The sequence below is a fragment of the Mesorhizobium sp. M0910 genome (assembly GCF_040319465.1).
Taxonomy (GTDB): Bacteria; Pseudomonadota; Alphaproteobacteria; order Rhizobiales; family Rhizobiaceae; genus Mesorhizobium.
The window spans coordinates 63,490-89,122 of the sequence record NZ_JAMYNZ010000003.1 but is presented as its reverse complement, the minus strand read 5'-3'; the positions used below and the strand labels follow the sequence as shown (position 1 = coordinate 89,122).

The window sequence follows — 25,633 nt, the reverse complement described above, 5'->3', positions numbered from 1 at the left end:
ATGCTCGCCGTCTTCGAGCACCTTGCCTTGGCGGCGGGACGCGAGGTGATGCGCGTCTTTCGTGCCGGCTGTGCGGTCGACAGCAAGTTGGACAGTTCGCCGGTGACGGAGGCTGACCGCGAGAGCGAGAAGATTATTCTTGCCGGGCTGCGCGCCGCATTTCCCGAGATTCCGTGCGTGGCCGAGGAAGAAGCTTCGGCCGGCATCATGGCACCGGGTCTCGGTGACGCCTTCTTCCTGATCGATCCTCTCGACGGCACCAAGGAGTTCGTCAACCGCAGGACCGATTTCACTGTCAACATAGCGCTGGTTCGCGATGGCGTGCCGGAGATCGGCGTTGTCTTCGCGCCTTGCACCGGCCGCTTCTTTTCCGGCCGGCCGGGCAAAGCGGAAACGATCAAGATTGATGACAACTATGTGATCGTCGATCGCCAACCGATTTCGGCAAGGGCCGGTATGATGCCGCTGACCGTCGTTGCCAGCCGCTCCCACAACACGCCGGAGACCGACGCCTATATCCGCGCGCTTGGCGCGGCCGAGATCGTCTCGGTCGGCTCGTCGCTGAAATTCTGCCTTGTCGCCGGCGCCGAGGCGGACGTCTATCCGCGCTTCGGCCGCACCATGGAATGGGACACTGCCGCGGGTGACGCGGTGCTACGCGCTGCCGGCGGAATGACGCGCACGCTGGATGGTGCGCCGCTCGCCTACGGCAAGCGTAACCAGAGCGACGACGAGGATTTCGCCAACCCGCATTTTATCGCCAGCGGCAAGGCGGCTGGATCTGGCTAGACGATGACTGCGCAACCAAAGGAACGCGTCAGACCTGTCAGCGTTCCTCTCGCACGACTTGTCGCGACGTAAGCGCAGTTCCAGCCCCATGTGTGAAAGCGAATGTGTTACAGTGACTTATGACCGCGATCTCAGGTGCTGACCGAGGCGTGTAAACACCACGATAACGCTCCCCATCCGGCCTGGGGGCGACGTTAGCGACCCACATCAAGCTAAAGGAGTCTGCAGCATGGCTCGACCAGTCATGATTAAGTCCTTGCGGGCCTCGTCGTATTTTTCGTGATACCAGCCGGGTGCGTCAATACCGGCGGCGCATGAGGCGGCTTTGAACCCGACTTTGTGTGGCTGGCCAAGGTCCAGATTGCATCACGTTCAAGACCCTAAAATGCGGCGGGCTTGCTTCGGATGGATAAGGCTAGGAGCGCCTCCGAAAGTCGTTTCTTCGCCCGCTCGACCCCGTTCTCGTCGATTGCCTCAACATCGAGGAACAAGTCGAGGCCAGTCGCGTGCTCGCTGATGACCTGAGGACGCTGGGCGAGCTCACCCAGGAGGCCCTCGACTTCGTAGGGGACAACCTCCCGGCTGATCCCCTTCATGGCAATCGGTGCTAATGGACGCGCCCGGACAAGGTCGCGCACGAGCGCGTAAGTCTCATAGCTGAGGCAGATACCGCCGGGCTCGGCAATCGACTGCAGCCGGGCCGCCAAGTTCGCCTCGGCTCCAATGATCGTGTAGTCCATCCGATCATCGGAACCGAAGTTCCCGACATTGCAATAGCCCGTGTTAATCCCCATGCGAGCTCGGAAGGGCCGTTCAACTCCGCGGTCATGCCACACCCTGTTCAACTGCTCCAGCCGACGCTGCATGTCGACAGCCATGCGCAAGCAGGCTCTCGCGTCTTCCTCGACGCCTTGCGTCTCGGGGTCTCCGAAGAACACAAGAAGCGCGTCGCCGATGAACTTGTCGACGGTGCCCCCGTGTTTGAGCGCGATCGTCGACATCTCGGTGAAGTACTCGTTGAGGAGAAGCGTCAGGTCCTCGGGCTGGAGACGTTCCACGATCGCGGTGAAATCCTTGACGTCGGAGAAAAAGATCGTGAGCTTCTTGCGCTCGGTCGCGATGGTGACGTCCTTCTGGCCGCTGAAGATGCTTTTGTAAATTTGAGGCGAAAGGTATTTGGCGATCTTCAATGAGATCGCGGCCAGGAAGTCGTTTGCCTCCGAAAGCTCCTTGTTCATGCCTTGAATCAACGCGGACTGCCGACGCTGCAGGAGAATGAACGTCAGACCCGCCGCCGCCGCGAAACCGAAATATAGGAGCAGATACTTGAAAGTCAGCACGTTTGCAGCAATAGGCTGATTGACTGATATCTCCTGGATCCCTCGGACATCCCCGACCTTCCAGTCCGTCTTGGGGCTATCCGGGTGTGAGTTATGGCATGTCACGCACACTTGTCCCATTATGACAGGGGCCGCGGCGCGGACCTGCCGGTCAAACAGTGAGCCCGAGACTTCGATGATCGGCTCCTTCGGGTTGGCGCGCAAAGCCAAGATTGCGTTCCGCTCGAACGCATCGAGCTGGTGGGGCGCGCGACCTTTGAAAGGCAGATCCGAGACGAACCGATATTTGACCGAGCCATCGTGAGCGCTGATGCGCTTGCCGAGTTCGATCGAGAGGGTTGCCGGAATAGGGATCGCACCTGGTACGTCCCGGTAGTTGTGCGTCGCAGTCACGGCGCCGTCTGCCTGCAGCACGCGTCCCACGACGTCGCTGCCGTAGAATCCGCGCATTTCGTCGATGATCCGGCTGATTTCGCTGGCTTGCCTGCGCAGCATCCGTTCCGACAGGTCTCGGAGGTCGAGCCAGGCTGCAACGGGCAGACCGATAAGGCCGATGACCACTGCCGCCACCAGGAGCGGTCCCATGGTGCGCTGCTGACGCGCAATCTGTTCACCCAGTCCAGCCATTGTGCAAGCGCCCGGCCGTCTTAGTATGTGAACTATAGCTCATTCCCGGCACGGTACCAGAGTCAGTCTTGGCTCGATGAAAACACGTCAGCCCTGCAACGTGGGACCGACCTTGAGCGGTTGTTGCTAAGCCCCGACGCTCACAGCGGATTTCGCATTCTGGCGCAGACGGACAGTGAATCAGTGAAGGGATGTCGCAACGTCGGTTGTGGCCGGAATGCGCTCCGAGATAACCGCTCAGGGGTCAAAAATTCACCTCTAGCAAGGTTGAGACTTCTGGGGTCGGAGAGCGGGTCGGAAAAGAGCTGCCCCCGCAAAATTATCCGCGCTTCGGCCGCACTATTGGAATGCGACCCTGCGGCGGGTGACGCGGTACTGCGCGCTGCCGGCGGCATGACGGGTACGCTGGACGGTCAGCCACTCGCCTGCAGCGCAACCAGGGCGATGACGAGGATTTCGCCAATCCGCATTTCATTTGCCAGCGGCAAGGGCTGCCACGGCCGCTTAGCCACCATGATGAACTCGGATCCCATTCCGGCTCGTCCCCCCAAATGACGCCGTCGCGCATGCGACGCCTAGGTGAAACATTTATTTTCAGTCGAACCGTTGCGCTAGGAATAACCCTACGGTGTGGATCGTGGCAGCGCTTTCGCGTGTTAAACTGCTTGCATGGAGATCGACACCGACAAGATCGACGATGCCGTTATGGGCCTGCTTTGGCTGACGCTGCATGAAGAGAGGCGCGCCTGGAAGGGGTTGGATTGGAATGCCCTGGATCGCTTGCACCAGAAGGGGCTGATCGCGAATCCGGCAAACAAGGCGAAGTCAGTGGTTCTGACGGATGAAGGACTGCGGCGTGCTGAGGAGCTATTCCGAACCCTGTTCACTCGCCCGGCGCCCTGAGCCAGAGCGCTGGACGGGCGCCTGCGAGCTGATAGCGCACATGGCTGAATTTTTCGACACCGGCGGCGCGCTGACCCCAGGCGGGACGGCGATGTTCTCGCCATGGCGGCCAGTCACCTACGCCAACGGGGGCATTCTGTCTGTCAAGGCAGTGGCAGATAACACCGCAGCCGCGACCCTCAAACGTCAACGGCATTGACGCGAAGTCCAGCCGCGAGCTGCTCTCCCGGCGAATCGGGCGTCCAACGCGCTGAGTTGCAGCCAGCAGCGGGTCTGTGCCGCTGCTGACACATGGGATGTTAGTGGGGCAGATTGCCACTCGCGATGCGAAATCTCTATGGCTGCGGATTTCCGAAGGCAGGTTTCTCAAGCACGAGCACATGACTACCAAGGGGCGATGTGTGAGTGCTCTTGACCTGGAACCCCTCGTCAGAAAGCGTTTCGATGAATTCGCCATCCGTTCCAGGCGGAACGCGGGCAACGACGTTTGAGGTGCGCCTCACAATATTGGAAAGCACCCTTCGCGCCTTGCCTGGGCCGATGTTGCGCTGCATGTGCTGATAGACGGCCAGCAGCAGAACGATATCGTATTTCGGTAGAAGGATATTGCCGAGGCGCCGGCTGCCAAGATTCAGGCGATCGAACCGGGCATGTACCGGGGAGCCGCTCAACAACATCTTTGCAGTCTCGATATGCGGCTTGGCAATGTCGATCCCATGGATCGAACTGGGTTTCAGCTTGGATATCTCATAGGCGACAACACCCATATTGCAGCCAACATCGAGAATGGATTTTCCGGCGTAGTCGACCTTTGCGGAGAATAGCCCGTCAAGTCTGTCGTCCCACGTTCCTGCAAAACCCCTTTTGAATCTTGACCACCACAAATCATCAGCTCCTTTGGGAAGAGCCCCCTTGAGCGCCTCCTACCACGAGAGAATTAACGGTCGATACCCTTTCAACTGGAATTGATCCCATTGACGAACCAAGGCAGGGACGTGTGCAGCGGCGTCACGACCCCATCACCTTGAGTGCCGCAGGAACCGCGTAGCGGCTGCCGTGATAGCGCAGCCGGTAGGTCCGCTTCACAGGCTTGCCGGGATGGGACTGGCATTCGCCATTCTGGTCGGGGGAGGGATTGTCGGTATTCGATCGCTCGACCGCAATGATGTCTCGATAGCCGTGGTGGCGCGCCGGGCTCATCGCCAGGCTGACCTGGCTGGAATGAAAGGATCCGGCGCAACTACCATCGCTATCGCCGCCAGAGCCGGCCACCACGAGGCCGTCGAGCACCACGTGGAGTTCACCGCGGACGAGAGCGTAGAGCCGCAGGTCGGTTTCAGTGAAGGGAGTAGCTTGCGAATGGTTTGCCATTTCGATGCGCAGGCCGAAGGCGGTGACCTCAGGGGCCAGTGCATAGCGGCCGGTGTCGAATTCCACCTTACGGATCGCGATGGCATCATCGGTCATCAGTCCAGGCTGGAGCAGGCGCTGGCGCACCCGCAGGCTCTTTCTATCGACCACCAGCAGCTCGATGTCGCCGACATGCAGGTGGTCGCCGTTAGCACTGTCGATCAGGGGTACCGCGACCAAAAGCAGGTCGTCATGAGCCGGCCAGATCTTGCAGGCGAGGCCGAATGGCGCATCGCTCTCCGGGAGCGTTGAGGCGATGCTCGTATGGGGTACAAGCGTGAACGACGCGCGGTCGGCGCTCTTTTGGGCCTTGGGATAGGCCTGCCGCACCAGGGCGGCGGCATCGCCGCAATCGCCGGCCGTTGCCCGGGCGGGCGACAGGCTGGTCAGGCAGAGGAAGAAGACAGGCAACAGGATTCGCATGAGGTTCTCACATCGCAGCGCGGGATGCCGGCAGGCATGTCTACGCGAGATTGGTGGCAGCGCACAGGGGTGCGCGGAAAGTGCGGCTAACGACGCCTCGATGGCCGCCAGAGGAACAGGCCCGCCGCTCCGACACTCCAATCGTGGCCTGCAGATGCACGATGGCTTCGCGCTTGGCGGCGGGCCCTACCATTTTTTTGAAAGAAGCTCGCGCAGTGCCGACGCTTCCAAACCTCGAACATGAGGCAGGGTGGGCTCTAACCGAACGCCGCGACGAAGGTGGTGGAGCGCACATCGACATTGCCGACGATCGCGTTGCCAACGGTTCCGTAAGACGCGGCCAGAAAGCCGCTGACACCCAGCCCAATAGAGCATGAAGCGCTCGCGTCGCGCATCATTGCAAATTACGGCCGGAGTGATGGATGAGGCCGAACTGCTTTCGACTTCGAAGCTGCCGCTGGGCCGATAGAGCCCGCTGCTTCACCTCGGCTGACCGGCCTTCAAGCGCGCAGCTGGCAAAACTGAACAAGTCTCCTGGCAGGCATTCAGTCGGGCAAGCACATCAGCTCGGCTGCTGTATTGCGGCGAGCTTCCAGTCCCCGCTGTTCTGGCGCATGAAGGTCCACAGTTCGGTTGTCTCGGTCGGCTGATCGGCTTGACCCTCAACGATCTTGCCGCTGCTGCGATCGCGGGTCACGTCGCGAGACTCATAGCGCAAAGCAGCCGTCGCGTAGTCGCGGTCACCCTCCCGCCAACTTTCCGCAATATCGGCCTCCAACAGGCTGACGTCCGACACGTCGTTCCTGACGCCCTTTTTGGCATTGTCGGCAAGTTCCTCGGACAGATAGGACACCATCTCGGGCGTCGCCAACCGGCGCAAAGCAGCATGATCTTCGCGCCCGAATGCCTCCTGAACTTCCGTCAGCCGTTGCTGGAACGTGTCGAGGTCGGTTTGCGTGAGTGTGATCTCATCCGAAGCGTTGGCTTGGCTCGTTCCGCCAAATCCTGACCCGATGCCTGGAATGGGGAAAGCTGTAGCGTTGCTCGGCTCGGGCCCAGCTGCAGCGTTTCGCCCAAAGCTCCCCGTACCCCGCGAGGCACCGGCCGTAGCGGGCGCTGGGTTGTATGTCGATTGCGAGCGGAAAAAGCGGATCGCCAGCATGATCACGCCGCCGATCAGCAGTACTTGGAGCAAAAGGCCCAACATGCCGGCCAAGCCGCCGAACCCATGGCCCAGAAGAACGCCGATCAAACCGCCGAGGAGCAGCCCCCGCATCATCGATCCGCCGAGGCCGTTGAAGAAGCCTGGGCGCTGGAATGCCTGCGGCTGACGGGCCGCATTGTTCGTTGCCGCATTAGGCGTCATCGAGCGCTCGACCGGTGCGGCCGGTTGCGGCGCGACTCTGGTCGGCGGGACCGGCTGGAAAGTGCGCATGCCGCGACTGCCGAAGCTGCCGCCACGGCGCGCATCGGCGTGATCCACAGCGACCGTGGAAAATGCCAGGAACAATCCGGCGAACAAAACTGCAAACCGTCCCCAACGCGAAATCAGCATAGGCAAATCCTCAAGTGACACTCTGTCCACCCATATGGGGTGCGTCGATCGAAATATCAGTGAATGAGATATTTTCCGACGGCATGGTCGGGCGCCCGCCGGGGTTCACGATGAGACTGTCCAGCCTGCCCAAGCGAGATGATTGCCTGTCCGAGCATGCAGGCGCGCCGCACCCGGCCGACCGCCGTCTGGCGCATCAAGAGCAGCGGATATGCAAGCGTCGGGTTACCGCTCTTCCGGCGACCATGCCGACGGTCTCCCGGCAATGACTTGAGCTTGACATACAGCTTTTCTAAGTACTATCAACACATCTGCAAAACCTGCCATACAGGTTTGCCTTCTGAACTGGAGATCGCGTGAGCACGGTGGTAGCCGCAAAACATTCCGACGCAGCGAGCCTGGTCAGCAATACGATCGGCGAGATCACGCGCCACATCCGCACGCATGAACTCGGACCAGGCGACCGGCTGCCCAGCGAGGCCGCGCTTTCGAGGCAATTGAGCGTCTCGCGTACTGTGGTGCGCGAGGCCTTCAGCTCGCTCGCCGCGATGCGGCTTATCGACCTCAGGGCAGGCAGGCGGGCTACCGTCGCCGAGCTGGACTATGGCGCCATGTCGCTGGTGATCGAGCATGGCGTCCACACCGAGCAGATCACGGTGCAGCAAATCTACGACGTGCGCCGCACGATCGAGACCCGCACCGCCATGCTGGCGGCCTTGCGCAGAACCGCCGACGAAGTGGAAAGGATCAGGGCGCACGCGCTTGCCATGCGCGAGAATTTCCAGCGGCCGGAACAGGTCATGGAGCACGATCTCGCCTTTCACCTCGAAATCGCCAAGGCGGCAAAGAATCCGGTTTTTAGCCTCATCGTAGGCGCGTTCGAGCGCGTATCGCGCCAGACCTGGCCGATCGGCTGGCGCAGCCGCCCTTCGGATGCCGAGCAGTTGAAGATGATCCAGATCCACATCGAGCTCGCCGAAGCAATCGAGACCGGTGATCCCCAGTCTGCTCGCGACCTGATGGCGAGGCATTTTGACGAGAGCGTCAAGGCCCTGCTGGCGGCCGGCATCGCCTGAGGACGGGGGCGCAATGAAGATCGCGAAACTGGAAACGCTGCGGCTCAAGGAGCGGCCGAACCTTCTCTGGGTCCTGGTTCACACGGACGAAGACTTCGTGGGACTGGGCGAGACCTTCTTCATGGCCGAGACCGTCGAGACCTATTTGCACGAATATGTCGCGCCGCGCGTGATCGGTCGCGACCCCTTGCAGATCGACCTGCTCGCCGCCGATCTTGTCGGCTATCTCGGTTTCCGATCGACGGGCGCGGAAGTCAGGGGCAATTCCGCTTTCGACATCGCGCTTTGGGATCTGTTTGGAAAGGCCACGGGTCAGCCGATCGCACAGCTCCTCGGCGGGTTCACCAGGCACGAGATCAGGACCTATAACACCTGTGCCGGACCCGAATACATTAAGAAGGCCACGGGCCAGACGACGGCCAACTACGGGCTCGATAAGCCCGGCGACGCCTATGATGATCTGAACGGCTTCCTTCACCGCGCCGACGAACTGGCGCATTCGTTATTGGAGGAAGGCATCACGGCCATGAAGATCTGGCCGTTCGACATGGCCGCCGAGAAAACGCGCGGCCAGTATATATCGCAGCCCGACTTGAATTCCGCGCTGGCGCCATTCGAGAAAATCCGCAATGCGGTCGGCGACAAGATGGACATCATGGTTGAATTCCATTCAATGTGGCAGCTACTGCCGGCCATCCAGATCGCTCGCGAGCTTGCCCCCTACAAGACCTTCTGGCACGAAGATCCGATCAGAATGGACAGCCTGTCCAGCCTGAAACGGTATGCCGAGGCTTCGCTGGCGCCGATATCGGCTTCGGAGACACTCGGTTCCCGCTGGGCCTTCCGCGACCTTCTCGAAACTGGAGCGGCTGGTGTCATCATGCTCGATATCAGCTGGTGCGGCGGGCTCTCGGAGGCGCGCAAGATCGCTGCCATGGCTGAGGCATGGCACCTGCCGGTCGCGCCACACGACTGCACCGGTCCAGTGGTGCTCGGCGCATCGACCCACCTGTCGCTGAATGCGCCGAACGCGCTTGTCCAGGAGAGTGTCAGGGCCTTTTACAAGACCTGGTACCGCGACCTTGTGACCGCTTTGCCGCAGGTGAAGAACGGCATGATCACCGTGCCTCCCGGACCGGGCCTCGGCATGGAACTGAACCCGGAGATCGATCGCGCCTTCACGGCGCTTCGACGGGTGACTGACGCATCGACTCTCTGAAAATGAACCTGAAGCAGCTTTCTACGGAGGAGGAGAACCATGAAGAAGCTACTTATCTCGGCAGCCTTGGGAGCAGTACTGGCTGGAGGCTCGGCAATCGGCTCACGCGCACAGGAGCCGATGAACATCGTCTTCACGCATCATTCGTCGGCGTCGAACCCGTTCTGGCAGGCGGTGAAGAAGGGGTTTGACGACGCCTGCGCCAAGATACAGGCCAATTGCCAAATGGTCTTCACGCAGACCGAAGGCTCGATCGAGCAACAATCGGCCAACATGCAGGCGGCACTCGCGGCAAAACCGGACGCGCTGATCACCTCGATCGTCGACAACAATGCTTTCGACCAGATCATCGCCGACGCCCGCGCTGCCGGCGTCACGGTGATTGCGTCCAACGTCGACGACACCGAGGGTGCAGCCGGCAATGCCCGCCAGGCCTTCATCGGCCAGGGCTTCATTCCCGCCGGCTACGAACTCGGCAAGAAGATGTCCGAGTTCTTCCCCAAGGAAGGAAAGATCAGGGCGCTCGTCGGCGTCTCCGCGCCCGGTCAGAACTGGTCGGAACAGCGCGCTGCCGGTGTCATGAAGTTCCTTGAGGAATACAAGGCCGCGAATGGCGGACGCGAAGTAGTCATCGAACGGCTCGACACCGGCACAGATGGCGCCGTCGTCGCCGATCGTGTTGGCGCCTATCTGTCTGCCCACCCGGACACCACGGTGTATTTCGACACCGGCCTTTGGCATGCCTACGTGGCCCAAGTGCTGATCGATCGCGGCATCGAGCCGGGCAAGGTGCTGATGGGCGGCTTCGATATCGTCTCGGAAGTCCTGCAACAGATGGAAGCGGGTTATATCCAGGTCCAGGTCGACCAGCAGCCCTACATGCAGGGCTTCATGCCGGTGATGGAAGCCTATCTTTCCAAGAACATCGGTCTGCTGCCGGCAGACATCGACACCGGCAAGGGCATCATCGTCAAGGAAGACGTGCCGAAGCTCAAGGAACTGGCCGCAAAAGGCGTGCGGTAGGGCGAAGCCGGCATCCTCTCCTCGTTCTTTGCGGGAGGGGGCAGGGGTGAGGGGCAGGCCGCGTGGCCTTTGGGCGTTTTAGCTCCGCCCCTCATCCTGCCACCGCATCTCTCCGTCAAATACGGTAGAAGACAGACTGCCGCCATACCGCTTGTCGATGCGACAAGCCAGCGGAAAACAATCCCAAGCCGGAGCGATCGATGAAGCGCTTGATGAAGATCTACCTGGAGAAGCCGGAGCTTGCGGCCGTCGTGTTCCTGCTCCTCCTCCTCCTTGTCTTTCAGATACGCTCGAACGGCGTATTTTTGAACACACAGAACGTGCGCGGAATGCTTGGACTGCTGCCTGAAATGGGGCTGGTCGCGATCGGCGTGACCCTGCTGATGATATGCGGCGAGTTTGATCTTTCCGTGGGCTCGGTCTTTGCGCTGACCCCGATGACGATGGCGGTGATGCTGGCGGCCGGGGTGCCGTTCGCGCCGGCCTTTGCCGCCGGCCTCGCGATCGCCGCCCTGATCGGCTTCTTCAACGGGTTCATAACGATTCGTTTCGCGATACCAAGCTTCATCACCACGCTTGGCATGCTGTTCATCGCGCGTTCGCTGACGGTGGTAATCTCCGGTGGCTTCCCTCCTGTCATTCCGGCCAACGCTCTGCCCAAATGGCTGTTTACGATCTATGTGGGGCCAGGCGACCTCTTTCGGATGTCGTTCTTCTGGTTTGTCGCCGTGGCAATCCTGGCGACGGTCCTTCTGTCGCGCACGAATTTCGGCAACTGGGTGCGCGCCACCGGCGGCTTTCTGCCTGCCGCGCAATCGATGGGCATCCCGACGGCCCGGGTGAAGGTCGCCTGCTTCATGATCTGTTCTGTGCTCGCCGGCTTTGCCGGCACCATTCAGGTGATGCGGCTCGGCGCGCCGCTGCCCTCGATCGGCGAGGGGCTGGAGTTGCAAGCCGTGTCGGCTGCCGTCATCGGTGGCGCCTCGCTGGCTGGCGGCATCGGCACTATCTTCGGCGGCATCATAGGGGCTGCCCTTATTCGCGTCATCGACAACGGACTGGTGCTGAGCCAGGTTGACGCCAACTGGTTCAAGATGGCAATCGGCTTCCTGACTATCTTCGCGGTCGTCGTGAATGCCTGGCTGCGAAAGCGGGGCAGGGCAATGAAGGTGGAGACGTGATCATGGCGGCACCCATTATCGCGATCAAGGGACTCCAGAAATGGTATTCCGGCGTCCACGCCTTGAAGAACGTCACTCTGGACATTTATCCAGACGAGGCCCTGGGCCTTGTCGGCGACAATGGCGCCGGCAAATCGACGTTGATCAACATCCTGTCAGGCACCCAAAAGCCCGATGGCGGCGAGATCAGGATCGAAGGTGAACCGGTCCTATTCTCGAATCCGCGCGACGCCATGGATCGCGGCATCGAGACGATCTACCAGTACAATTCGATGGTGCCGACCATGACCATCGCCCGCAACGTTTTCATCGGACGCGAGCCGGTGAAGGGCTCGGTTTTCGGCATCGGCATCCTGGACCAGAAGCGCATGCGTGATGAAAGTGTCAAGGCGATCGCCGACGTCGATCTGCATCTGAGGTCGCCGGACGCGCTGGTCGGCGAACTGTCGGGCGGCCAGCGCCAAGGCGTGGCGATCGCCCGGGCCATGCACTTCAAGTCGAAAGTCATGATTCTCGACGAGCCGACCAATCATCTTTCGGTGAAGGAGACGCGAAAGGTGATTGGCTTCGTTCGCGCGCTCAAGGCCCAGAACATCACCAGCGTCTTCATCAGCCACAACATGCATCATGTTTTCGAATGCTGCGACCGGGTCGTGGCCATGGCGCGTGGAGAGATCGTTCTCGACAAGCGGATCGGCGAGACTTCGATCGAGGAAATCCACGAGGTTCTGTGACGCGAAGAAGCGATCAGTCGCGAGCCGCTCTGCTGGTAGAGATCAGTCTGCGCTACGGCTTTTGCGCAAGGATCGCCTCAGCGGTTTTCTCGTCGGTGATCAGCACATCGACGACTCCCAGACGCAACACGGCGCGCAGCACCGGAACCTTGTCGAGGCCACCGGAGGGGAGGATCACAGTGTCGATGTCGCGCAGATGTTCGGGCGCGAGACCGATTACGCGATTGTTTAGCGGGTGATCGACGAGTTGTCCGTCGGCGCCGATCCAGTGGCCGCAAATATCGCCGACGGCTCCCGCCTCGCGGAGCGATTTGAGATCATCGTCGCCTACCAGTCCGATCCGAAAAATGGTGGCGTCCTTGTGCACCGCGCCCACCGAAACGAAAGCGGCGTCAACGTCGCGGGCATGGGTGAAGGCGTCTTCCAGAATGGACTGGCGCATAAGCAGATCGCGCGTGGCCTCAGTGTCCGTGAACACCGGTGCTGCGATGTAGAAGCATTCCGCATCGAAAAGCGCCGCGAGCCGCGAAGCGATCTCATAGATGTTGATCGCCGATCCGCGCGTGAGCCCACCAAGCAGGGAAACGACCGACATTCCTTTGACCGGGCGTACGGTCACTGACCGCAGACTAAGCTGGAGCGTCCGTCCCCATCCCACGCCCACCGATATCCCGTCGCGGATTCTGAGCGACAGGGCCTCACCGGCGGCGGCTGCGATGACCTGTGGCACCAGCGCAGGATCGGGTGGTGTCGGAACCACGATTGGATCCGAGACACCATAGGCGTCCCGCAGCCGGTGCTCCAGCTCGATGCAGTTCGCCACCTTCGAATTGATGCGAATCTGAACGATCCCCCGCTGGCGCGCGTGCGCCAGCATCCGGTTGACGCGAAGGCGGGTCAGGCCAAGAGACTTGGCAATTTGCGCCTGCGTGAGGTCACCGACGTAAGCAAGCCAGGCGGCGCGCACGAGCAGCCCTTCCTCACGATCAGCCGTGACCGAACTCGTTACAGCTTGGCGGCCGTCGCGTTTCTTTCGTGCGGGTTTCTCCATCAGATCATCCTGTCCACTCCGCGGCAGCGGGTCCAGAGCGGGCTCGGCCGAGCCATGTGCTCATCGATATGAGGCATCAATCGAGTTTCCCCGGCTCCGCTAGCCTCGATGATAGCGGTCGAAGGACAAAACCAGCGGAGCATCGTGACAAACCGCGTCGATGATGGCGGTCGTCAGCGGCAGGCGATCATGGGGAAGTACACCCCGGGCCATCATATTCTTCAAAGTCGGACCAAGGTCCAGCGCCAGTTGCGCTCCCTCGACCGTGTCCGAACTCATATGTTCGCGCTTCGCCACGGAATAGGGCAGGCCGCGGCCAAGCAGGCGCCCCATGCGACCGTTACGGCCCGCCTGGCAGGTCACATAAAGATCGCCGGAGCCTGCCAGCCCCAGCACTGTTTCGATTTTTCCGCCCAGAGCATCGACCAGAATCGCCATCTCCGCGAGGGACTGCGAGAAAAGTGACGAGGCAAGATTGTGCATGAGCGCACCATTGGGCGCCTTGCCGTCGCGCTCCAGCAGTCCGACGGGAGCCCCAACTGCGAGTGTGTAGAAATTCTTGAAAGCAGCGCAGATCTCGACGCCGACGAGATCGGGTGACGATCGCGCATGATAGAAAGGCGCGCGCAGAATGCGGTACGCCGCGGCCACCTGGTCGGGATCGTGCCCGGCCACGATCACAGAGGTGTCGCGCTGTGCCGCCAGTTCGCCGGCAATGCACGGTCCGCCGACGGCCATCACCGGGACAGACAAGCCGGTGCGTTGCTCGATCTCGCGGGCAAGCAGATGTGGCAGGATTTCGATGCCTTCGTCGCTTGCTGCAAGTCCTTTCGTAATCATCAGTATCGGCACCGGCAACTTGATGCTTTCTGCAATGCGCTCGATCGCCCAAGGAATGCCGGCCGACGAGACGCCGAGTACAAGCAGATCGGGTCCATCGTTCATCGCTGCCCCGAATTCGGTCCAGGACCTGGCGGCTACCATATCAGGCAGTGTGATGTTGAGGCGCGGATGACGACCTGTGCCGGCCACCAAGCCGACGATCTCCTCGTCGAGATGGGTGCCGACAAGAGTGATGCGGTTACCCGCGTGAGCGGCCGGAAGCGTCATGGCAGAGCCCATGACGCCGGCGCCGAGGATAACGACCTGGGCCATTCAGCTTCTTCCCTTGTCCAGTCGCTCGCCGCTGCCTTGGTCGAACAGGTGGATTCGCTCAGGCGCCGGTTCCAGATGGATTAAAGCTCCAGGAGAGAGCTCCATCCGGTCATGCAGCACCGAGCAGATCGCGGTGTTGCCCATGCTGGCAAAGATGTGGATTTCGGGGCCGGTCGGCTCGACAACCGTAATCCTGGCCGGAATGCCGCGCCCGTTGGCCACGGGTCGAAGATGTTCGGGGCGAATGCCGTAGATCACCCTTTGGCCGGGCCGGACCGCAGCCCCTGGCGGCAGCGGGAGGGATAGCTCGTCGGTCCGCACCACCCAGGCGTCACGCTCGGATGCCACCTCGCCATGCAACATGTTCATTGCGGGCGAGCCGATGAAAGAAGCGACGAACAGGTTTGCCGGGTGATCGTAGACATCGAGCGGGCGCCCGATTTGCTCGATACGGCCGTCGCGCATGATGACGATGACATCGGCCATGGTCATGGCCTCGATCTGGTCATGCGTGACATAGACCGTGGTGGTCTTCAGTCGCTGGTGGAGTTCCTTGATTTCGGTGCGCATCTGCACCCGCAGCTTGGCATCGAGGTTGGACAGCGGCTCGTCGAACAGGAACACAGTTGGGTCCCGCACGATGGCGCGGCCCATGGCGACACGCTGCCGCTGGCCGCCCGAAAGCTGGCGAGGGTACCGTTCCAGATAGGGAGTCAGGTTGAGGATCGATGCCGCCCACCCGACCTTCTGTTTGATTTCTTCGTTGGGGCGCTTCTTCAACTGCATGGAAAAGGCCATGTTGTCGAAGACGGTCATGTGCGCGTAAAGCGCGTAATTCTGGAAGACCATCGCGATGTTGCGGTCTTTGGGGTGAAGCGTGTTGACGACCCTGTCGCCTATGGCGATCTCACCGGACGTGATGGGCTCGAGACCGGCTATCATGCGCAACAACGTGGACTTGCCGCAGCCGGACGGCCCCAACAGAACGACGAACTGGCCATCCTCGATCGAGAGATCGAGTCCATCGATAATCGAGAGGGCGCCATAGTCCTTCTTTATGTTGCTGATGGTGACAGACGCCATAAATTCCTACCCTTCGATTGCCCTTGCCGGTTGGATCTCATTTTCGCCGTGCGAGCCATTGGCGATCGGATGCGCTCTCACCATTCGCTGTCCAGAAATTCTTCCAGGAGTCCTGCATCGGCGGCCAGATTGACAAAGGACCAGCGGCCGCGGATTTCTCGCGAATAGCGAATGGCATCGTGCCAAAGCGCGCGCGGCAGGCCTAGTTCCGCGCCGGTGACCGGCCCCCCCGCAGCCTTCAGGGCTGCCTCCATGCGGGCAACCGGCATTGCCATTGGCCGAACCTCCTGGCGCAGGGCCGGCCAGATTTCCGCGAGTTTCCGGTTGAAGATTTCCGTCTGGCTGGCGTCGAGTGCTGTCTTCCTCATCTCGGCAATGCAAAGTGGTCCAAGCTGCGCTCCATAGCGGGCCAGCATCGCCGCCTCGTCGATGACGGTTGGCTTTGCCTGCGGCGGCTCTTCCATGTCCAGCAGCCGCGCTTGCAGACGCGCCATGACCAGCGAGGCAACCCCGACCTGCTGGCCGTGCGTGGTGCCTGGATGATGTGCTTGCGCGAACATGTCGACCCAATGGGAGATCTGGTGCTCCCCCATGGACCCGGGATGGGAAACGCCGGCAAAGCACACGCCCATCGAGCACAGCGTCAGGACGCGCTGGAGATGCCCGACGGCGGTGATGTCGTGCCTGGCAAGGCCAGGCGCATGGGCCAGCATCGGTTCCTCATCGCCCGCCTGAAGCAGATAAGGCACCTCGGAATAGTAAGTGCCGAACAGCCGATGCGAAGCCCACCAGTCGATCTGGGCGGTGGAGCGGCAGAGGCTGTCGCCAAGCCCGGCGGCGCTGAGCCAACTGGGTGCTGCAGCCGACACGCCAAGGTCCAGGAAGATGCCTCGCGGAGCATGCGAGGGCAGCGAGATCTTGAGCCCTGAAGCCAACGTCACCGACGCTGTCGAGGCGCCATAGCCATTCATCGAGGCCGCCGTGCCGAAGACGGCATAGGGCCGCTGGTCGAGGAAGGTTGCATGCTTGCAGCTGTCGTTGAGGACGCCGGACCCGACGGCCACGACGCCTTCGGCGTGACGCGTCTTCTCCCTGACCATCTGGATCGTTGCCTCATCGCAGTCGAGGCCGTCAGGCAGCACGATTTCGTCGATTTCGGCGATGGCACGCAGCGCCTTCGCGACGCGCCTGCCCATCACATCGACGGTGTTGATGTCAGAGACCACGGCGATGCGGCTGCCTAGCGCCAGAGGCGCAACGAGATCCCCCTCGCGGCCCTCCGTCGTCTCCAGCAATTCGATTGTCTGGAACGGCAGGACCGCGGCTGCGCCTGTCTTGGGATCTGTCCAGCGTCCTGCGACAACGTCCTCGATCAAGGCGTTCCAGTTGCTCGCTTCAGCCATGATCGGTCTCCATGAAGGCCGCGAGACGCTGGTTCCAGGTTGAAAGCGTTGGCCAAAGATCGGCATGGATCGCAAGAAGTTCGGCGTAGAGCGCGGCCCGTTTCGCGTCTGGTTCGAAGGTTTTGGCCGGCTCGCTGGCCATTGCCAGCGACGCTTCGGCGATGGTGGAAAACCAGCCCACGCCCTTTGCCGCCGCCATCGCCGCGCCAAGCGAGGAGGCTTCCACCGTCGTCGAACGCTTTACGGGACGATCAAGTGCATCCGCCAGAATCTGCATCCACAGGTCGGACTTCGCCCCTCCGCCGATGGCTATGAATTGGCCGATGGTCTGGGCGGCAGCTGCAGCGGCCCGCTGACTTGTCGCGGCCTGATGCAGCGCTATGCCTTCCAGCACGGCACGATAGATGTCGCCGCGGCTGCTCGAGCCGGACAGCCCGGCAATCACACCACGGGCCGTACTGTCCCAGTGCGGGTCCATGACGCCCTGCCAGTAGGGAAGAAGCATTATGCCACCTGCGCCGATCGGGCTGGCAGCGGCTTCGGCCTCGAGCGCTGCCAGGCCGCTTGCGCCATGCAGATCGACGCCAAGCATCTCGCGCGCCATCCAGTCGACGAGAAAAGTGCCGGCGCGAAGGCACGTCTCGTAGATATAGCCATCATCGGCGACCGCCGTCTCGGTGCGGAAGGCCTGGTCATGGACGTAGTCCGTGCCAAAGCTGCCGGAGACGACCGCCGTGCCGAGATTGATGTAAGCGCATCGCGGCTGCAACACGCCAGCGCCCGTTCCGGCGCATTGACCGTCGCCGCCGCCGGCGACGATCGGCGTGCCCTCCCGCAGGCCCGTCAGTATGGCGGCTTCCGAAGTCAGTTGGCCCAGAACCGTGCCGGGCCGCGCCAGGTCCGGCATCATGCGCCGCGCGACGCCCGCAGCGTCCAATATTTCGTTAGACCAGTCCATAACTCGCATATCGAGTATGCCCATCGGGTCGGCGGATGCGGTGGATGTCACCCACTGGCCGCTCAAACGAAAGACCAGATAGCCATGGACTTCGGCCATTCGCTCCACGCGGGCAAAAATCTCGGGCTCTTCCTCGCGAAACCAGATCATGCGGTAAAGGCAAGGAATGACGTCGAGCGGCTTGCCCGATATTGCGTGGACGCGTGCCGCGCCGAAACTCTCGCCGAAGCGCCGTGCTTTCCCACGGGCGCGCTCATCGAGCCAGAGCGTCGCCGGCCCGACCGCCTGGCCCTGCTCGTCGAAAAGGCCGAAGCTCTCGCGCTGGTTGGCAATCGCAAGGGCGGCAATGCGTGCCGGCGAAACTGTTGCCGCGACAGCACGAAGCGCCGTGACCGTCGAGGCCCACCACTCGGCCGGATCCTGCTCGAAATAGCCCGAACGCGGGTTGGACATTGCAAGCGGTGCACGGCCTTCAGCCACGGCCAGCCCATTGCGGTCCCAGGCGATCGCCTTGGTTGCCGAGGTCGAGGAATCGATGCCGATGACGAGATCCGGAACCATTGCCGCCACATTGCCAAAGGGCGAGGGCGGTGGAAGCCGCCTTCGCCCAAATCACCGACGAGCCGCTAAAGACCGGCGTCCTTGACTTTGCCGTCGACAATGCCGGCAATGGCATCGAGGCACGCCTTGGCATTGCCGCCATAGTCTTGGCCCGTAAGCAATTTGCCGAGCTCAACAGGAATGTCGTTGTTCGACAGATCCGCCCAGATCGGCATGTCCGGCTCCGATCCCATCTGGTTGTCGATCGTGTATTTGATCGCGTCGAAGTGGCGTGTCGTTCCAGGCCCGACAACGGCCTTCGCCTTCACGCGAGGATCGGTGAAGGAAGAATTGCGCATCGGCGAGGCGCCGCCGCCGAGCGTCGATACCCGCGCCATCACATCCTTCGAGCAGACCCACTGCATGAACAGCCATGCCGCTTCCTTGTTCTTGGAATATTGCGACAGCGAAATCGTCGAGCCGCCCTGGTGACCAACGGCCGGGATTTCGTTGAAGCCGCAATCGGCGGCGGCGCGACGACCGGGAACCTCCTTGGGCGCGGGCAGGGCCTCGAACAAGCCTTTGACCTTGGAATCGTTGGCGTCGAAGCCGGGGAAATCTTCGCCCCAGGTGATTGCCATCGCCGCCTGACCCTGTGTCAGTGCCTGTCCCTGGCCGTCCCATGTCCAAGTCGTCGCCGAGGGCGGCGAGTTCTTGACCAGCTCCTGATAGAATTGCAGCCCGGCCACGCCGCGCTCGTCATTGCCGACAAACTTCTTGTCTTTGTTGAAGATCGACCCGCCATGGCCCCACAAGGCGAAGGTCCAGTCGCATTCCAGCGAATAATGGCCGGACTTCGCCTGGCACGCGGTGCCGAAGATGCCGTTGCTTTTTTCTGCCTCAGTGAGCGCCTGCACGGCCTTGAGGTAGGCGTCGAGGTCTGTCGGCAGCGCAATGTTGTGTTTGTCGAAAAGATCCTTGCGGTACATCAGGATGAAGATCGGAATATCGAAGGGGATTCCGCACTGCTTGCCGTTGTACATGGCGATGCCGTCGACCAGCGGCTTGGAGAAATCGTCCCAGTCGAAGTTGGGCATCGCCAGTTCTTTGTTCTGGTCGTAATACTCGCGCGGATCGACGACATCCTGCGCAAATGTCGCCATCCAGGACTGGTCGAGATAGTAGACGTCATAGGTGCCAAGCTGGCCCTGCACATCTTGCGTCGCTTTGGCGAGAACCTGCTCCAGCGGCACGATCTCGACTTCCACCTCAATGCCGGTGGCCTTGGTGAATTCACCCGCGACAAGCTGGTTGGCGACGATCGTTGGCGGCGTCGCTTCCGAAGTGTAGCGGATTTTGGTGCCGGCATACGGTTTGCCGACATCGGCCAGCCACTTCAACATATCGGCGTCCTGGGCGCGGGCTTCTTCAACCCCGAGGCCCAGGATCCCCCGATTGGTGCGGCCGCCACCTAGCATGGCTGATCCGAAGGCAGAAAAGCCGACACCGGCGAGCGCCATCTTCCTCATGAAGTCGCGTTTGGTTATTCGGCGCGCCGTAAAGTCGTTGCAGGTATCGGCGACGAATGTCTTCTTGTCGTGTTCTCTGAAGCTCATGATCGTTCCTCCGTTGCGTTTTTTGTCGTCGTTCTTCTCGCCTGCGCCTCACTCCTTCAGGGACCCGAGGGTGAGGCCGCGGACCAGATGCCGTTGAACCAGCAGGATAAAGATGAAGCTGGGTATGATCGCGGACGTGCCGAGCGCTGTGATGTAGCCCCACTCGGTTGCGGTCGAGGTGACAAACGTCGAGATCTTCACCGGCACGGTGCGGATCGACGTTGTCAGGAACAGTGAGAGCAGGAACTCGGTCCACGAAAAGATGAAACACAGCACAGCCGTCGCAGCGATGCCGCCCTTGACCATGGGAAGGACCACGCGCCGGAACGTCTGCCAGCGCGTCGCGCCGTCGATCAGCGCCGCCTCATCGACCTCGCGCGGGACGTCGTCGAAGAACGACTTCAAAAGCAAAACCGCCAGCGGCAGATTGATCAAACTGTGAACGAGGATGAGCCCCGTATAGGTATCGCGCAAGCCGAGATCGCGGAACATGAAAACGATCGGAATGACGATCGCGATTGGCGGCATGAAGCGCTGCGAGAGAATCCAGAACAGGAAGGACTGCTGGCCGCTGAACTGCATTCGCGACAGGCAATAGGCGGCCAGAGTTGCCAGCAGCAGCGTCAGCGCCGTCGATCCGACGGCTATGATGGCACTGTCGAGCAACGACTGGCGGGAATCATAGGAACTCGCGCCCCCCTTGATGACCCCGGCCGCTTCGCCGCCCTGTTCCATGCCGATGTCGACGCGCGAAACGCCAAGCAACGTCACGCGGTAGTTGTCCGGCGTCGGCGTGAAACCGGTGTAGACCGGTCCGCTGCGATCGAAGATCGCCGAATAGGGTTTGATGGACGACAGGGCCCACCACGCGATCGGGAACATGAAGATCGCCACCACCAGGACGGCGAGCACGTCACGGGCGATCGTTTGGGCGCGCGACGACTCCATCAGAACCTCACCTTGAACAGCCTGACGAAGACGTTCGACACGACGATCAAGACGACGAGCACGATCAGCGACAGGGTCGCGGCATAGGGGAAGTCTCCGGTGAAGTAGATTCGCCCCGCGTAGAATGAAAGCGTCTCGGTGGCCGTGCCAGGCCCGCCAGCGGTGATGATGTAGACGTAGTCGTAGATGCGAAAGAGATCGACGCCGCGGATCAGCACCGCAACCGCTATCACCTTGCGCAGCATCGGCAATGTGAGCCGCCAGAACGTCTGGATGCCGGTGGCGCCGTCGATCGCCGCGGCTTCGAACGGTTCCTTCGGCAGCGCCCTAAGCCCTGCCAGGATGATGAGCACCATGAACGGCGTCCACTGCCATATGTCTGCCAGCAGGATCGCCGCCAATGCGGTTCCGGGCTGCGTCAGGATCGGCTGTGCCGGCGAGATCAGGTCGAGGGCATAGAGGTAAAACGATAGGACACCGAAAGAGCCGTCCTGCATCAGCAGGAACATCATTCCGGTCACCGCAGGCGGCACCACCAGCGGCAGTGTCATCAGCGCCCGAAGCACCCCGTAACCTTTGCGATCGGTGTCAAGCAGAAGCGCGATGAGGATGCCGAGCGCAAGCTGAACCGCAAGCGCGACGAAGGTGTAGATCAGCGTGGTTTCCAACGAATGCCACATACGCGCATCCGAGAAGGCGCGCGTCCATTGGTGGAGCCCGGCGAAGTCAAGTTGCCGGGAGACGACATTGCGTTTGTGGAACGACAGCCAGACTGAATAGGCGAGGGGGTAGATACCGAAAACGAGAAGCATCACCGTGATCGGCGCGAGCCAGGGGAAAGGATGCTCGGCCGTCATGAACCGGGGCAGGGCCCATCTGGGCGTTTCGCGGGTCACGGTCATCGTGCTCACGCGCAAATCTCCGCTCGGTCACAGAGATGCATCGGCCTTCTCCCTATCGGCCAGATTGTGCCAACTTGAACTTTTGTAAGTTTGTTGTGCCTTTTGTTAAGAGCGTGTCGGACGGCCGCCGATTTGTCAAGTGTCGGTTCCCTCTCAGCACTCAAGGGATTTGCTCGTGGTCCCAGAGGATCCCGTCATCGCCGGGTGTGGAGTTGTTTTTGGAGGGAGCGCCGCCGGTAAATGCCGTGTGTCAGCACCAAAAGCGCTCAGGGCTGCCGTCAGCCAGCCTTGGCGGCCCAAGAAGCTACGCAACGCACAGGAGATCGGGAGGGCAGCCCGGGGGATTTGGAACTCGCCTTAATCCGGCAATTGGATCTGAAGCTTTACGTCCGCCGGCCGGGCTTCGACCGCGCGATCAAATGCGGTGATGGAGTCTTCGAAGGGGAAGGTCGCCGAAATCAATGGTTTGAGATCGACCCGACCCGATCCCATCAGTGCGATCGCCCGGTCATATTGGTGGGCATAGCGGAATACCGTCTCGATGCGAATTTCCTTGGTAGAGGCCGTAGCGATGTCGAACGCCACCGGCGCGACCGGCAGGCCGACCACCACCACGGTACCACCGGGCCGCGGCAGATCGAGCAGGGTCTCCCATGCCTTGGACGAGCCCGAGCATTCAAACACCACGTCGGCGCCCCAGCCATCGGTCAGGCGCTTGACCTCCGCCGCCAGGTTCTTGTCGCGGACGTTGATCGGGATCACACCCTGGTAGCCGGCGGCAATGTCGAGCTTGGGTTGGGCGAGATCTGCTACAACGGCGCGGGCGCAGCCGCCGGCGAGCGCGGCGATCGCCACCATCGTGCCGATCGGCCCGGCGCCAATCACCACCGCGGTGTCACCCGGCGCAATCTTCGCTTTGGCCGCCGCCTGCATGCCGACAGCGAAGGGCTCCACCATCGCGCCCTCGGCGAAGCTGACATTGTCGGGCAGTTTGAAAGTGTAGTTGGCGGGGTGGACGACATAGGGCGTCAGCACGCCGTGGATCGGCGGCGTTGCCCAGAACCTGACCGCTGGATCGATGTTGTAGAGGCCGAGCCGGCTCGCCCGCGAATTGGGATCGGGGATACCCGGCTCCATGCAGACGCGGTCGCCGACCTTCAGATGCTCGACGCCTTCACCCGTTCCGACGACGGTGCCGGCGGCTTCATGGCCCAAGACCATCGGCGCTTCGACCACGAACGGGCCGATGCGGCCATGTGTGTAGTAGTGCACGTCGGAGCCGCAGATGCCGACAGTGTGGATTTTGATGCGAACTTCGCCCGGGCCGACGGTCTGTGGCAGATCGATGTCACGCAGCTTGAGTTCGTGTTGGCGTTCGAGGACAAGGGCGCGCACGTTCGTCATCGACGTAGTCTCCTCTAAAGCCGATCGTAGGGGCCTTTAACCCTCTACGGGTATACACACCGTCCATCTATGCATCATTGTTCTCCGGGCTGGCGCTGTGGCCCCGATAGACGCGATCGAGCGCAGGCAGGTTCAGTTGGTGCTGGTTGTGGGGGTGAACCCGCACTGCTTCTGTTCCATATCGATCTGTTTCGTGATGCGGACGGCGTTCTGCGCGTAGGCCTCCGTCACTGAGCCACTATTCACGGTCTTGCCCTTCAGCGGACTCACGCCTGCGCAGAGGTGGAAAACATGCGGCTCGGCGGACTTCGCGGCTCCGGCTTCCGGCGCGATCCAGTAGACGACATCCTGACCGGCGGGGTGGCTCGCGTCCCGCGTCGCCGCCGTTACCGCGGCGGTGTCCGTCGCGATCGCCTGCGCCTGAGCGGCGACATCGGGCGAACAGGCGGTGGTGGGCTGCCCCGACTTGATCTGGGCCGCGCATGCGTTCATATCCTGGGTGTACTGCTCGACCGACGGGGGTTTGAAACTGATCCCCATGACCGTCGCGAGCACGGCCAGAGCAGCGCCGACGCCGCCGGCAACCTTCTTGGTCCGCGGATCCATGTTTTTGTCGGTGAGGATCAAGAAAACCAGCGGAAGGAAAGCAATCAGCGTGATAATTGCGCCGAGCTGGTTTTGGAAGAAGAACCTGGCCGTGTCGGATGCACGGGCCGGATCGTGCCTGTTGGCCGCCTTCCACAGCAAGTTGCCGGCGATTGCGAAAATCGCGATGCCGACCAGAAGGCCGATGACCAGCGGCAGGTGTGCCTGGCCGAACTTGCTCTGGCGAAGCAGCATGATTCCGTAGATCTCGCCGCCAATGGCGACGATCCACGAGAGTGCGGCGAAAAGGCGAAGGCGCGTGGCGGAGGACTTCTGGCCCTGCGTCGCTTGCCAATCCTTGGTAACGTCTGGCTTGTTGTCGGTCATTGACCAGATCCCCTGATATCGACACTTCTGCGGGCGCGTTAGACCAGAAGGCCAACCCACCCGGCGCAGCGTCATTGAATGAGCGTCACCTGCCTTAGCGACACCGCGAAAATGTGAGCGCCACGGCAGCCTCATCTCCACTCATAATTCATATTGCGCATGAGTGAATCCGTCCAGACCCACGCAGGCAGACGCCTATGCGGCGATTGCTCCGTTCTTCTTAATCTCTGGCTTGAACTTGACGTAGCGGACTGACAACTTACCGCCACATAAGCGCGACGTAGGGTATCTGCTCGGCAAAGATCGCTCCTGTGCAACTCCGACGTCGCATATCTGCGGTACGGATGTCAGATCAGAATGGCGGGGTGAGAGCCGACGATCGCCGATAGATGGTTGTGGAAATCGTTAGAATTCCCCAACTACCAGGCCGACTTGGTCGCGCAGATCGCGTAGCGATGCTGCGTCGAGCGTTCCAGCGCCCTGAGGAAGTTCATGTGCCGCGCCTGCGCACGATGAATTGCGCCGAGCCGGGTGTCGACCACAGGCATCTCAAAGCCAGCCTCCACCAGAAGCGCGCAGACCTCGTCCGCTTTGGCGCCATGCGAAAAGTGCAACCGTGAGAGGATGCTGCCATGGCGGTCCGCCATCACCTGATCCAGTTCGTGGACCGGCCCGACTGTCCGGCCAACGGCCCTTTCCAGGACTTGTCGCAGAGAGGTTACCCAGGTCTTACTGACGAAATCACCATCAATGATCAGCAGCCGTCCGCCAGGCTTGAGCAGCGAGAACCATTCGGCGAATGCTGCTCGCGGATCCACCAAGGTCCAGACGAGATGACGGGTGACGAGGACGTCATAGCTCTCTGCTTTTTCAAGGGTGCGCTCGGCGTCGCCGAACAGAAACCGGATGCCGCTTTCCCTCTGCGTCGCCTTTGCACGCGCGCGGGCAAGCATGGCCTCTGACCAATCGAGCCCGGTCACGGCATAACCCAGGTCGTGCATGAGATGGGATATGACCCCGGTGCCGCAAGCGAGGTCGAGCGCGCGACGCCCATCCCCGCGCCCCAAGTGCTTGAGTATCAGCCTGTGCCAGGCCAGGCGTTCGCGCGGTGAGAAGATTTCATGCCCCACCGAAAGGTCGAATGTTCCAGCGCGCGTCGACCAATAGTCGCGTATCTCGTCCCGCAGCGAATAATTGGGCTCGCCCGCCATTCCAGACCCCTTGTCGTCGAACCAGTCTGGAATGGCTCTAAAAGATATTTCTTGAGAATTGAAGTCATCTTTTATAAGCCCCTCTGGCTAATCCATTTCAAGAGAGGGCG

At 61.4% G+C, this 25,633-nt stretch carries 24 protein-coding genes and 2 pseudogenes; 9 read left to right on the top strand and 17 right to left on the bottom strand.

Going from position 1 to position 25,633, the window contains the following annotated elements; genetic code table 11:
• A complete protein-coding gene (cysQ, locus tag NKH78_RS08100; protein WP_352882852.1) occupies window positions 1–789 on the top strand; it encodes a 3'(2'),5'-bisphosphate nucleotidase CysQ in 789 nt (262 codons plus the stop codon).
• Between the two features lie 380 nt (window positions 790–1,169).
• Here cysQ and NKH78_RS08095 read toward each other — a convergent pair whose 3' ends face one another.
• Window positions 1,170–2,756: an adenylate/guanylate cyclase domain-containing protein gene (locus NKH78_RS08095; protein ID WP_352777366.1), complete on the bottom strand. Its 1,587-nt coding sequence runs from the start codon at window positions 2,754–2,756 to the stop codon at window positions 1,170–1,172.
• A gap of 320 nt (window positions 2,757–3,076) precedes the next feature.
• Between NKH78_RS08095 and NKH78_RS32590 the strand changes: the two are divergent.
• The 3 genes and pseudogenes from NKH78_RS32590 to NKH78_RS08080 all read left to right on the top strand — a co-directional run.
• A pseudogene (locus NKH78_RS32590) lies at window positions 3,077–3,247 on the top strand (3'(2'),5'-bisphosphate nucleotidase CysQ); the annotation flags it as partial.
• 178 nt (window positions 3,248–3,425) lie between these two features.
• Entirely contained in the window at window positions 3,426–3,659 is a 234-nt protein-coding gene (locus tag NKH78_RS08085; protein ID WP_352777368.1) for a DUF6429 family protein, read from the top strand.
• 40 nt (window positions 3,660–3,699) lie between these two features.
• The gene (locus NKH78_RS08080) at window positions 3,700–3,858 is read left to right on the top strand and encodes a hypothetical protein (protein ID WP_352508778.1); all 159 of its coding nucleotides are present in this window, start codon (window positions 3,700–3,702) and stop codon (window positions 3,856–3,858) included.
• Window positions 3,859–3,994: 136 nt separating this feature from the next.
• Here the strand turns inward: NKH78_RS08080 and NKH78_RS08075 are convergent, their stop codons facing one another.
• From NKH78_RS08075 to NKH78_RS08055, 5 genes and pseudogenes are all read right to left on the bottom strand, one after another.
• Window positions 3,995–4,543 carry a class I SAM-dependent methyltransferase gene (locus NKH78_RS08075; RefSeq protein WP_156948240.1) on the bottom strand — a complete coding sequence of 183 codons (549 nt, stop codon included), beginning with the start codon at window positions 4,541–4,543 and terminating at the stop codon, window positions 3,995–3,997.
• 124 nt (window positions 4,544–4,667) lie between these two features.
• Window positions 4,668–5,492 (bottom strand): PA3715 family protein, encoded by an 825-nt coding sequence (locus NKH78_RS08070; RefSeq protein ID WP_352777370.1) that lies wholly within the window; start codon window positions 5,490–5,492, stop codon window positions 4,668–4,670.
• A 115-nt stretch (window positions 5,493–5,607) separates the two neighbouring features.
• Window positions 5,608–5,723, bottom strand: a pseudogene (locus NKH78_RS08065) (IS3 family transposase); the annotation flags it as partial.
• Between the two features lie 26 nt (window positions 5,724–5,749).
• A complete protein-coding gene (locus NKH78_RS08060; RefSeq protein ID WP_352777371.1) occupies window positions 5,750–5,890 on the bottom strand; it encodes a hypothetical protein in 141 nt (46 codons plus the stop codon).
• A gap of 164 nt (window positions 5,891–6,054) precedes the next feature.
• Window positions 6,055–7,047, bottom strand: a complete 993-nt coding sequence (locus tag NKH78_RS08055; RefSeq protein ID WP_352777373.1) for a Tim44 domain-containing protein — start codon at window positions 7,045–7,047, stop codon at window positions 6,055–6,057.
• Window positions 7,048–7,403: 356 nt separating this feature from the next.
• On the opposite strand from NKH78_RS08055, the gene NKH78_RS08050 reads away from it, so the two are divergent.
• The 5 genes from NKH78_RS08050 to NKH78_RS08030 all read left to right on the top strand — a co-directional run bounded on the left by NKH78_RS08050 (window position 7,404) and on the right by NKH78_RS08030 (window position 12,280).
• Entirely contained in the window at window positions 7,404–8,123 is a 720-nt protein-coding gene (locus NKH78_RS08050) for a FadR/GntR family transcriptional regulator (protein ID WP_502899785.1), read from the top strand.
• Between the two features lie 13 nt (window positions 8,124–8,136).
• Window positions 8,137–9,342 carry a mandelate racemase/muconate lactonizing enzyme family protein gene (locus NKH78_RS08045; protein ID WP_352777375.1) on the top strand — a complete coding sequence of 402 codons (1,206 nt, stop codon included), beginning with the start codon at window positions 8,137–8,139 and terminating at the stop codon, window positions 9,340–9,342.
• Window positions 9,343–9,381: 39 nt separating this feature from the next.
• Complete coding sequence (locus NKH78_RS08040) at window positions 9,382–10,365, top strand: sugar ABC transporter substrate-binding protein (protein WP_352777376.1); 984 nt, start codon at window positions 9,382–9,384, stop codon at window positions 10,363–10,365.
• 200 nt (window positions 10,366–10,565) lie between these two features.
• Window positions 10,566–11,546: an ABC transporter permease gene (locus NKH78_RS08035; RefSeq protein ID WP_023678771.1), complete on the top strand. Its 981-nt coding sequence runs from the start codon at window positions 10,566–10,568 to the stop codon at window positions 11,544–11,546.
• Between the two features lie 2 nt (window positions 11,547–11,548).
• Window positions 11,549–12,280: an ATP-binding cassette domain-containing protein gene (locus NKH78_RS08030; RefSeq protein WP_352701483.1), complete on the top strand. Its 732-nt coding sequence runs from the start codon at window positions 11,549–11,551 to the stop codon at window positions 12,278–12,280.
• Window positions 12,281–12,332: 52 nt separating this feature from the next.
• Here NKH78_RS08030 and NKH78_RS08025 read toward each other — a convergent pair whose 3' ends face one another.
• The 11 genes from NKH78_RS08025 to NKH78_RS07975 form a co-directional block, all read right to left on the bottom strand.
• Complete coding sequence (locus NKH78_RS08025; protein ID WP_352507685.1) at window positions 12,333–13,331, bottom strand: sugar-binding transcriptional regulator; 999 nt, start codon at window positions 13,329–13,331, stop codon at window positions 12,333–12,335.
• 99 nt (window positions 13,332–13,430) lie between these two features.
• Complete coding sequence (locus NKH78_RS08020; RefSeq protein ID WP_352701482.1) at window positions 13,431–14,486, bottom strand: hypothetical protein; 1,056 nt, start codon at window positions 14,484–14,486, stop codon at window positions 13,431–13,433.
• Entirely contained in the window at window positions 14,487–15,569 is a 1,083-nt protein-coding gene (locus NKH78_RS08015) for an ABC transporter ATP-binding protein (RefSeq protein WP_352701481.1), read from the bottom strand.
• A 77-nt stretch (window positions 15,570–15,646) separates the two neighbouring features.
• Window positions 15,647–16,972 carry an iron-containing alcohol dehydrogenase gene (locus NKH78_RS08010; RefSeq protein ID WP_352739061.1) on the bottom strand — a complete coding sequence of 442 codons (1,326 nt, stop codon included), beginning with the start codon at window positions 16,970–16,972 and terminating at the stop codon, window positions 15,647–15,649.
• Window positions 16,965–18,491, bottom strand: coding sequence for a xylulokinase (locus tag NKH78_RS08005; RefSeq protein ID WP_352777378.1), 1,527 nt, complete (start codon window positions 18,489–18,491; stop codon window positions 16,965–16,967). Before NKH78_RS08005 ends, NKH78_RS08010 begins: the two co-directional genes overlap by 8 nt.
• A 65-nt stretch (window positions 18,492–18,556) precedes the next feature.
• Window positions 18,557–20,086, bottom strand: a complete 1,530-nt coding sequence (locus tag NKH78_RS08000; protein WP_352777380.1) for an ABC transporter substrate-binding protein — start codon at window positions 20,084–20,086, stop codon at window positions 18,557–18,559.
• A gap of 48 nt (window positions 20,087–20,134) precedes the next feature.
• On the bottom strand, window positions 20,135–21,034 hold the full coding sequence (locus tag NKH78_RS07995) for a carbohydrate ABC transporter permease (protein ID WP_031212286.1): 900 nt from the start codon (window positions 21,032–21,034) through the stop codon (window positions 20,135–20,137).
• The gene (locus NKH78_RS07990; RefSeq protein WP_352777434.1) at window positions 21,034–21,936 is read right to left on the bottom strand and encodes a carbohydrate ABC transporter permease; all 903 of its coding nucleotides are present in this window, start codon (window positions 21,934–21,936) and stop codon (window positions 21,034–21,036) included. Before NKH78_RS07990 ends, NKH78_RS07995 begins: the two co-directional genes overlap by 1 nt.
• A 357-nt stretch (window positions 21,937–22,293) precedes the next feature.
• Window positions 22,294–23,340 (bottom strand): NAD(P)-dependent alcohol dehydrogenase, encoded by a 1,047-nt coding sequence (locus NKH78_RS07985; RefSeq protein ID WP_352777382.1) that lies wholly within the window; start codon window positions 23,338–23,340, stop codon window positions 22,294–22,296.
• Between the two features lie 132 nt (window positions 23,341–23,472).
• Window positions 23,473–24,312, bottom strand: a complete 840-nt coding sequence (locus tag NKH78_RS07980) for a hypothetical protein (RefSeq protein WP_352777384.1) — start codon at window positions 24,310–24,312, stop codon at window positions 23,473–23,475.
• Window positions 24,313–24,731: 419 nt separating this feature from the next.
• Window positions 24,732–25,523, bottom strand: a complete 792-nt coding sequence (locus NKH78_RS07975; protein WP_352777386.1) for a class I SAM-dependent methyltransferase — start codon at window positions 25,521–25,523, stop codon at window positions 24,732–24,734.
• Window positions 25,524–25,633 lie beyond the last annotated feature (110 nt).

Excerpts from the sequence above, each read along its gene's own strand:
- cysQ (WP_352882852.1), top strand. The coding sequence starts at position 1 with ATGCTCGCCGTCTTCGAGCACCTTGCCTTGGCGGCGGGACGCGAGGTG.
- NKH78_RS08095 (WP_352777366.1), bottom strand. The coding sequence starts at position 2,756 with ATGGCTGGACTGGGTGAACAGATTGCGCGTCAGCAGCGCACCATGGGA.
- NKH78_RS08085 (WP_352777368.1), top strand. The coding sequence starts at position 3,426 with ATGGAGATCGACACCGACAAGATCGACGATGCCGTTATGGGCCTGCTT.
- NKH78_RS08080 (WP_352508778.1), top strand. The coding sequence starts at position 3,700 with ATGGCTGAATTTTTCGACACCGGCGGCGCGCTGACCCCAGGCGGGACG.
- NKH78_RS08070 (WP_352777370.1), bottom strand. The coding sequence starts at position 5,492 with ATGCGAATCCTGTTGCCTGTCTTCTTCCTCTGCCTGACCAGCCTGTCG.
- NKH78_RS08060 (WP_352777371.1), bottom strand. The coding sequence starts at position 5,890 with ATGATGCGCGACGCGAGCGCTTCATGCTCTATTGGGCTGGGTGTCAGC.
- NKH78_RS08055 (WP_352777373.1), bottom strand. The coding sequence starts at position 7,047 with ATGCTGATTTCGCGTTGGGGACGGTTTGCAGTTTTGTTCGCCGGATTG.
- NKH78_RS08045 (WP_352777375.1), top strand. The coding sequence starts at position 8,137 with ATGAAGATCGCGAAACTGGAAACGCTGCGGCTCAAGGAGCGGCCGAAC.
- NKH78_RS08040 (WP_352777376.1), top strand. The coding sequence starts at position 9,382 with ATGAAGAAGCTACTTATCTCGGCAGCCTTGGGAGCAGTACTGGCTGGA.
- NKH78_RS08035 (WP_023678771.1), top strand. The coding sequence starts at position 10,566 with ATGAAGCGCTTGATGAAGATCTACCTGGAGAAGCCGGAGCTTGCGGCC.
- NKH78_RS08030 (WP_352701483.1), top strand. The coding sequence starts at position 11,549 with ATGGCGGCACCCATTATCGCGATCAAGGGACTCCAGAAATGGTATTCC.
- NKH78_RS08025 (WP_352507685.1), bottom strand. The coding sequence starts at position 13,331 with ATGGAGAAACCCGCACGAAAGAAACGCGACGGCCGCCAAGCTGTAACG.
- NKH78_RS08020 (WP_352701482.1), bottom strand. The coding sequence starts at position 14,486 with ATGGCCCAGGTCGTTATCCTCGGCGCCGGCGTCATGGGCTCTGCCATG.
- NKH78_RS08015 (WP_352701481.1), bottom strand. The coding sequence starts at position 15,569 with ATGGCGTCTGTCACCATCAGCAACATAAAGAAGGACTATGGCGCCCTC.
- NKH78_RS08010 (WP_352739061.1), bottom strand. The coding sequence starts at position 16,972 with ATGGCTGAAGCGAGCAACTGGAACGCCTTGATCGAGGACGTTGTCGCA.
- NKH78_RS08005 (WP_352777378.1), bottom strand. The coding sequence starts at position 18,491 with ATGGTTCCGGATCTCGTCATCGGCATCGATTCCTCGACCTCGGCAACC.
- NKH78_RS08000 (WP_352777380.1), bottom strand. The coding sequence starts at position 20,086 with ATGAGCTTCAGAGAACACGACAAGAAGACATTCGTCGCCGATACCTGC.
- NKH78_RS07995 (WP_031212286.1), bottom strand. The coding sequence starts at position 21,034 with ATGGAGTCGTCGCGCGCCCAAACGATCGCCCGTGACGTGCTCGCCGTC.
- NKH78_RS07990 (WP_352777434.1), bottom strand. The coding sequence starts at position 21,936 with ATGACCGTGACCCGCGAAACGCCCAGATGGGCCCTGCCCCGGTTCATG.
- NKH78_RS07985 (WP_352777382.1), bottom strand. The coding sequence starts at position 23,340 with ATGACGAACGTGCGCGCCCTTGTCCTCGAACGCCAACACGAACTCAAG.
- NKH78_RS07980 (WP_352777384.1), bottom strand. The coding sequence starts at position 24,312 with ATGACCGACAACAAGCCAGACGTTACCAAGGATTGGCAAGCGACGCAG.
- NKH78_RS07975 (WP_352777386.1), bottom strand. The coding sequence starts at position 25,523 with ATGGCGGGCGAGCCCAATTATTCGCTGCGGGACGAGATACGCGACTAT.